Source organism: Vibrio sp. 10N.222.49.A3 (genome assembly GCF_041475145.1).
GTDB classification, from domain to species: domain Bacteria; phylum Pseudomonadota; class Gammaproteobacteria; order Enterobacterales; family Vibrionaceae; genus Vibrio; species Vibrio tasmaniensis_A.
Window position 1 is genome coordinate 1 of the sequence record NZ_JBFRVM010000053.1, and the last position, 6,820, is coordinate 6,820.

Annotated in this window: 10 protein-coding genes; all 10 read left to right on the top strand. The window is 39.4% G+C overall.

The genetic code is table 11. From position 1 onward, the window contains the following. Positions 1 to 195: hypothetical protein (locus AB4589_RS10800; protein ID WP_372100395.1), on the top strand; the 195-nt coding region annotated here is incomplete at its 5' end. A 12-nt stretch (positions 196 to 207) separates the two neighbouring features. After that, positions 208 to 384 carry a hypothetical protein gene (locus tag AB4589_RS10805; RefSeq protein ID WP_157939777.1) on the top strand — a complete coding sequence of 59 codons (177 nt, stop codon included), beginning with the start codon at positions 208 to 210 and terminating at the stop codon, positions 382 to 384. Between the two features lie 128 nt (positions 385 to 512). Beyond that, on the top strand, positions 513 to 833 hold the full coding sequence (locus AB4589_RS10810; protein WP_102556541.1) for a hypothetical protein: 321 nt from the start codon (positions 513 to 515) through the stop codon (positions 831 to 833). 83 nt (positions 834 to 916) lie between these two features. Beyond that, positions 917 to 1,039, top strand: a complete 123-nt coding sequence (locus AB4589_RS10815) for a DUF4113 domain-containing protein (RefSeq protein ID WP_277870693.1) — start codon at positions 917 to 919, stop codon at positions 1,037 to 1,039. Positions 1,040 to 1,423: 384 nt separating this feature from the next. Further along, positions 1,424 to 2,269, top strand: coding sequence for a RepB family plasmid replication initiator protein (locus AB4589_RS10820; protein WP_102556540.1), 846 nt, complete (start codon positions 1,424 to 1,426; stop codon positions 2,267 to 2,269). Between the two features lie 1,140 nt (positions 2,270 to 3,409). Then, on the top strand, positions 3,410 to 3,688 hold the full coding sequence (locus AB4589_RS10825) for a type II toxin-antitoxin system RelE/ParE family toxin (RefSeq protein WP_016786836.1): 279 nt from the start codon (positions 3,410 to 3,412) through the stop codon (positions 3,686 to 3,688). Continuing rightward, entirely contained in the window at positions 3,688 to 3,990 is a 303-nt protein-coding gene (locus AB4589_RS10830; RefSeq protein WP_016786835.1) for a HigA family addiction module antitoxin, read from the top strand. The genes AB4589_RS10825 and AB4589_RS10830 overlap by 1 nt, the downstream gene beginning before the upstream one ends. Before the next feature lie 604 nt (positions 3,991 to 4,594). Further along, on the top strand, positions 4,595 to 5,464 hold the full coding sequence (locus AB4589_RS10835; protein WP_372032774.1) for an NYN domain-containing protein: 870 nt from the start codon (positions 4,595 to 4,597) through the stop codon (positions 5,462 to 5,464). 252 nt (positions 5,465 to 5,716) lie between these two features. Then, on the top strand, positions 5,717 to 6,271 hold the full coding sequence (locus tag AB4589_RS10840) for a recombinase family protein (protein WP_048666176.1): 555 nt from the start codon (positions 5,717 to 5,719) through the stop codon (positions 6,269 to 6,271). Positions 6,272 to 6,455: 184 nt separating this feature from the next. Further along, complete coding sequence (locus AB4589_RS10845; RefSeq protein WP_102340850.1) at positions 6,456 to 6,725, top strand: hypothetical protein; 270 nt, start codon at positions 6,456 to 6,458, stop codon at positions 6,723 to 6,725. Positions 6,726 to 6,820 lie beyond the last annotated feature (95 nt).

Consider the following 6,820-nt stretch of genomic DNA (forward strand, 5'->3'; position numbering starts at 1 on the left):
GGATGTAATGCTTTTATCCCCAAGAAAGAGTTCGATAAGGATTTCTCTATTTGCTATCTAACAGGTGTAAGTGTTAAAGCAATAGGTAGCTGTAGGTTTGGCGAGAATACTAATGATGACGGTGTTAAAGGCTACATATTTGAATTTGATGATCAGGGTTCTACATCTTGTAGATTTACATGTGTGAAGCTGTAATGGGGAAAATAGATGCTTCAATCACACCAAAAAATGCAATGTTTGATGTCCCTTATTTTATCTTTGTTCGGCTTTGGAATTGCGCTGACCATGATAGTTTTAGACGTCAACACAGCAGCGAGAATAGCAGGTGTAATAGCGGCTTTCTTTAGTGGTTGGGGCTATACCTCTGCTTTGATTCATTATTAGGCTACTTAAGGCTTAATGTGGGATTACTTCGCAGTGTTAAGGATCTGTTTAATTCCATTCGGTGCATAATTGCAGTCGTTAACTATCGCATTATGCGTGAAGACACCAACTAGAGGGAAAGTTGTCGCATGAAAACAAGTCAGATTTTGGAATTGCTAAGAAAGGCATCACCAACATTACAAGTCAAGATTCAATATAAAAAGTATGGTGCACTACCAATTGGTAAAGTCTACCATGAACCGCCAAGAACCTTCCTCCAAGAAGCAAAAGAGGAAGGGGTATACTCTAATGTTAAAGGGCTATTAGAGCGTCTTGAAAGCATTGATGCCACTGTTCCTTTTGATGCGGATTTAATTTCTGGTGATGATTGGAATTTCCAAGAAGTACAAAGTGTGCTTGAAAGCGAAGGAAAAGTCCTTATTCAAATTTCAGATCCAGTTTTTGATTAAGGGGAAAAATATTATCCACGCCGAGGCTCTGACAGAGAAGATCACCATGGACTTTCAGGTTGTGGATGAGCTTTGTCTGAAGTATTTTCAGAAGTCGATATCGTCATTTCTCCCAAGGAACAACACAACATTGGCAGATGAATCGTAACTTTTTATCGCCTCAATATACAACAAAGCTTAAAGATCTTTCTCAGATCATGTGTTGAGTTATTTATTTCAGATTTGTGTGTGGTCAACTTTCGTGAGGTACGAGCGAATAGTTGTCCATCGCCCAAATCAGACACAGGAACGCCAAAAGCGTTCCCCGTCAGTCATTTAGTATAAAGGATTCGGATAGTTATCCACTTATCCACAGGCCTAATTATCCTAATATGAACCTAATATGAACCTAATAGATCCAAATTGATCCTTGATCGCCTCAAAGCCTTGTCAGTATTGGCTTTATGCATGATCAGGGTGTAGCCTAAACCGTGATAGGTGTATCATAAACTGCATCGGGTGTAGCATGAACTGTAGACGGTGTATCATAGACTGTGTATGGTGTAGCATGAACTGCAAATTATGTTAGTAACTAAATTTGGATATTATCTATGGAAAACAAACTCTTATCGGTGATTAGTGATGGTCTGGTAATATCTGATACACATACTATCCAGCCCAATATATTAATCCGTACAGCCTTATTTACGCCTATTGCTAAGAACAGTAATAAAAGTGATGATCTTACTGTTGTAAAGCATAATGTAAGCGACGAGTTCAGAGATATATCCCTGTACAAACGTGAAGGATACGAATACGCATCTCTCAAAGGTGAAAGACTCAATGTACGAACAGACTTCAAAGTTTGGTGTGGGGTTGTCTTTGCTTTTTCAAAGTATGGTTATGATTCCGACAGAATAACAATGAAGCTCTCTGAATTTACAAAGTTTTGTGGATTCAGTACGCAGATGTTAAACACGAAGTTTCGTAAGCGTATCAAAGAGTCACTAGAGCGTATTCAGAGTCAAAAGATAAGTATGGCTACGAAAGATGGCTCTAAAGCGACATCAACCTCGTTGCTTAAGAAATTTGTTTATAATATGGATACCGATATTATCATCCTGGAAGGAGATCCTGACCTGTGGGAGCTGTATCGTATTGATCGTCAAATCTTAATTAGTATGCGCACCCTTTCGTCTATCCCAAGAGCTGAAACAGCCCAATGCTTATATTTGTTTTTTGCTTGCCTACCCGAAGACCCTTTCCCTGTATCTTTAAGTCGCATGAGAGATCGTCTTGCTTTGAATATGAGCAATAAGGAGGCTAATAGATCGATTAAATCGGCAATTAAGAGACTAGAATCAATTGGTTACTTACATGGGCAGGAAACGACGTGGCATGGTGAATGGGCTTATAAAATCACCAAGCGAAATAAAGCTTTACCCGAAATAAAGTAGCCAGCTTCCAATTGCCAATTACTATTGTGGTGTAACCATAACTGCACGTTTGGGATCGCTATGTCAGGTGTATCCATTACTGTAGTTTTGGGTTGGAAAATCGTATAACGCATACTGTGCACAAGCAATCTTCTTAAATGGTGTATCCAAAACTGCTTCTTTCCGCTTTCATTCTTCTAAAGGTGTAGCCATTACTGTGTTTTCTGTCTATATATTATAGAAAGGTGTAGCCTCAACTGTATTTAGTGCTATACAACTCATTGTTTCTACCTCTTGGTGTAGTGCAAACTGCATTTTATTTTTGTAGTGATTTACTTTTTAATTTTAAGTTATTGAAATTATTTAGTTAAAATATCGCTGCCTTATTTGTGAATATAGCTATTACACTAGGCGTAACAAAGACTGCTATAGTTATTTACGCTTCAAAAAGCCATTTTAAGCACTACTTGGGTGTAGCGCAGACTGTTTCTAATTCTTAAGTCATTAAAAATAGTGGTGTAGCCTAACCTGCTAATGTTAATGCTTTCCTATCTGTAAGCCGCAGCTAAGCCTAAAAAATATTCAAGAAGCCTTATTCATATCAGATCAATATTTTGGCTCGTTGGAATGTAAAGGCAACGATGAAAGTTAGGTTATATCGATTACACCTACCGCTTTCTTTATTGATCAAAAATATTTGTTGTGTCGATCGCTGGTAAACTTTTGGCAAAACTTACCAATGATTAAGCGAAAGTTTACCACCATTATATCTAGGGCTTTTACGCACACCGGTTACACCGCATCTGTGCTTTGCCTGTTTTCCCCTAACTTTTGCACTGTGGCCAACATAGTCAAATCTGTCTATTCTACTTCCATCATTGCGGCCAACACTGCCAGTCTTTCTTTTGGATCTAATGCTTGGTAGTTTTTAGCCCATCGTTGGGCTTTCAGCGTTGCAAAAACATGTTGCGAAACCAAAATGAATGGCAATAGGTAAATGCAATCAGGGAACTTTTGCTTAGCGTAGGATAATTTACTAATTCCCTCTCTACCCCACCTTCAATGATCACGGGTAGAGCAAAACTGGCTAAAAGAACAGATGAGGGCTAAAATGTCTTTACCAAGATTGTAGCGTGAAGCGCAACGCGCTATAGTATCTACATGATAAAATCATTTAAGCATACTGGTCTGGAAAAGTTCTTTGTTAAAGGGACTGCTGCGGGTATCCAAGCCAAACATATCAAAAAGCTAAGGTTACAGTTAGCTGTAATCAATACCGCAAGTGTTATCGCTGATATCAATAAACCTGGCTGGAGACTACATCAGCTAAACCCAAAGAAAGATGATATTTGGGCTATTGATGTTAACGGCAACTGGCGCGTTACGTTTCAGTTTAGAAATGGAAACGCTTTTATACTCGACTATAGGGACTATCACTAATGATTATGCACAACCCTCCACATCCGGGCGAACTAATCCACGATGTGTACCTTGAACCGTTTAACCTTAGTTCTAGAGCCGTAGCCAAGAACTTGGGTGTAAGTCCATCTACTTTCAACCGCATCGTGAAAGGCCAAAGCTCTATCAGCCCTGAGATGGCACTAAAGCTACAGGTTGTACTGGGCGGAACTCCTGAGAGTTGGTTAGCGATGCAACACCAGTATGATTTATGGAAAGCAAAGCAGACTATTAACCTCAAGGCTGTTAAAACTATAGATTTTGACCAGCTAGCTTTGGCTTAGTCAGATTAGCAAGTGATCATTGGGCTCTGAGCTGCGCTAGAGAAGATATTGCAGAGGCTCGTAGAGTTATAAACATTTTTTTAATCCTAACTACTCCCCCGAATGATCGCTCCAGTCAGACTGGACACTGAACTTAAGTGAATTTTCCATACTTGATTCATTTGCAATAATTGAATTAGTGCGCACCCAAACACAAACCAACCTTTTTGCTAGAGCCCTTAATCATTGTTGCAATGGTTAGGGGCTCTTTTAATAAGTGTCCATTAAGGTTTGAATATGCGTATAGAAATGAAAGTTCAAGGTAAGGAATCTTAATGTTTAATGCGAGACCATCTAGATGGAAAATTTGTTCGGGCCTAACTACTTAGTCAACAAAATAACTTGACACTTCTGCTGTATCGTTTAGTATCAGAGTTAACAACTAATCCTATAGGGTGGCGAGGCTTGACCCCATCTCGTAGGAAGAAAAAGCCGACTTTATGTCGGTTTTTTCGTATCTGAAGGATCGATAAGTACATTGAATACGCGAGTCTACATTGACGGTTACAACCTTTACTACGGATGTTTAAAGAAAAGCCCGTACAAATGGCTAGATTTAAAAGCCTTGTTTGAAAGTCAAATTTTGCCTAGCGTTTATCATGAAAACTCTACGCCTCAACTACTTAATCAGGGAATTAAATTCTTTACAGCAAAAATTGTAGAGAAAGCAGCTCTAGATACCAACTCTACTAAAGACCAAGAAACTTACCATAATGCTCTGCAAAAGCATTTGGGAGATGACTTGTGCTTATATGAGGGGTACTACGCAGTTAACAAAGTTCATGTTTACCAAGTTCAGGGAAATACCCTTCCACGAGACTGTGATAGAGTTGAAATCTGGAAGCTGGAGGAAAAACAGAGTGATGTAAACCTTGCTACTGAAGCTTTATTTGATGTGGTAACACAGCAAGACTTAGAACAAATTGTTTATGTTAGCAACGATACTGATATTGCTGCATCAATGATAAAGGTTCGTGAGTACAATAAAATTCGTGTAATTCAAGGCTGGAGCCAGGTAAGAATCGGTCTTGTTATTCCAACAAAACCTGCCACTGACCCCGATGATGAAGAGACTCGAAGAGCAAACAAAACTTTGTCAGAGCTAGCTGATTGGACTGTTAAACACATTACCAAAGAGTGGTTAGAAAAGTCCCAACTTCCTCATAAAGTTCCTAATGGCCGTAGACCTGCGACTATCCCTACCTCTTGGCATCCTGAATCAGAAATGTTTGCTCTTGTGATGGAAGAACTTGGTAAGGTTCATAGCCTTAGTGAGTCATGGCAATGGTTGGCGACTACTAAACCAAATATAGATGGCTTAATTGACTTAACATTGGTCACACCACTTGATGCTCTGCGCACAACAGAAGGGGCTATAGGGGTTTATGATCATGCTAAGGCTTATGTTGAGTACAAAATTAATAAGCAAAACTAATCTGGGCTAGCCATATTGATCTTCACCATCAAAACTGGCCACCAAGTTAAGCCTCTTTCCATACTTTTATTTATTCATTGCTACAATGATTAAAGATTGAGCCTCCTAATCATTTAAGTGATTGTCCATTAAGGTGTAACTTTATGGACATTGCTCACAATCATCTAATAACTGTTCAGTTAGTCTTTGTAATTTAAAGTGAACATGTACACTTGAGTATCAATATCTTTAAGTTCACTTTTAGGCCATTTTATGAAAATTGGTTATGCTCGTGTTAGCACCCAAGACCAAACGCTCGATGTTCAACTTGAACAGCTTAAACGTATTGGTTGTGACAAAATTTACCAAGAGCAAGCGAGCGGTAAATCCTCTGATAGAGAGCAGCTTAACCTGTTGCTGGATTTTGCAAGGGAGGGAGATGTTATTCATGTTACCAAAGTCGACCGCATTGCTCGAAATACCATTGATGCTTTGCAAATTGCCGATCAGCTAGCGCAAAAGAAAGCGGGTTTGGTGTTTCATGATTTGGGGGATTTAGATATCAATAGCGATGTAGGTAGAGTCATTTATACGACCATATCGGCGTTTGCTGAAATGGAAAGAAAACGAATATTACAGCGTTGTAATGAAGGCAGAGAGCGTGCTCGCTCTGAGGGGAGGCATCTTGGCCGATTTCCTAATAAGACGCTTCATACACGTATTCAAGAGCTTGCAGGCCAAGGAATGAACAAGCATGCGATCAGTAAAGAGTTAGAGTGCAGTAGGACTACGGTCTATAAGGTTCTAGGAAAAAATATCTCTCTTTAGAATCGCGAACAAAGCTGTTCTTTAAATGAGTAAAGAGCTGACTGACGTTGCTTCGCTCTGTCGGCTTCATACTGACTCTACATGCAAGCATATAGCAGCCAGCACGAACCTATCCCTTGATGAAATAAATAAATTTTCAGAATTTTAATTTAATTATTGTTGCAATGATTAAGAGGCAGAGAGAATGAAAAGAGCAAGAATGAGCCAGGTTCAAAAAGAGGTCTTAAGATGTTTGGCCAAGGCGTTCATCAAAGGAGTAAAAGAAGGTAAGTCAACCGTCATCAACCTGGCCGTCAATCAAGTGCTTGGGAGAGATATTCACCCGAACAACTTCCGAGTTTCATGTAAAGCTCTTGAAGAGTGTGGACTGGTTATGCGCAAAAAAGTGGATCTAGATTGGTACATCAATATAACGCCAGAGGGGTTTGATAAGGCACTCACCTGGCTTGATTAAACGATGCTTCTGAAACTCATTTTTGGACATTTCTGAGTTACGATGAATAGATCGCTCTGATTTTTCGCATAACTTCTAGGGCTCTTCTCCGCTTA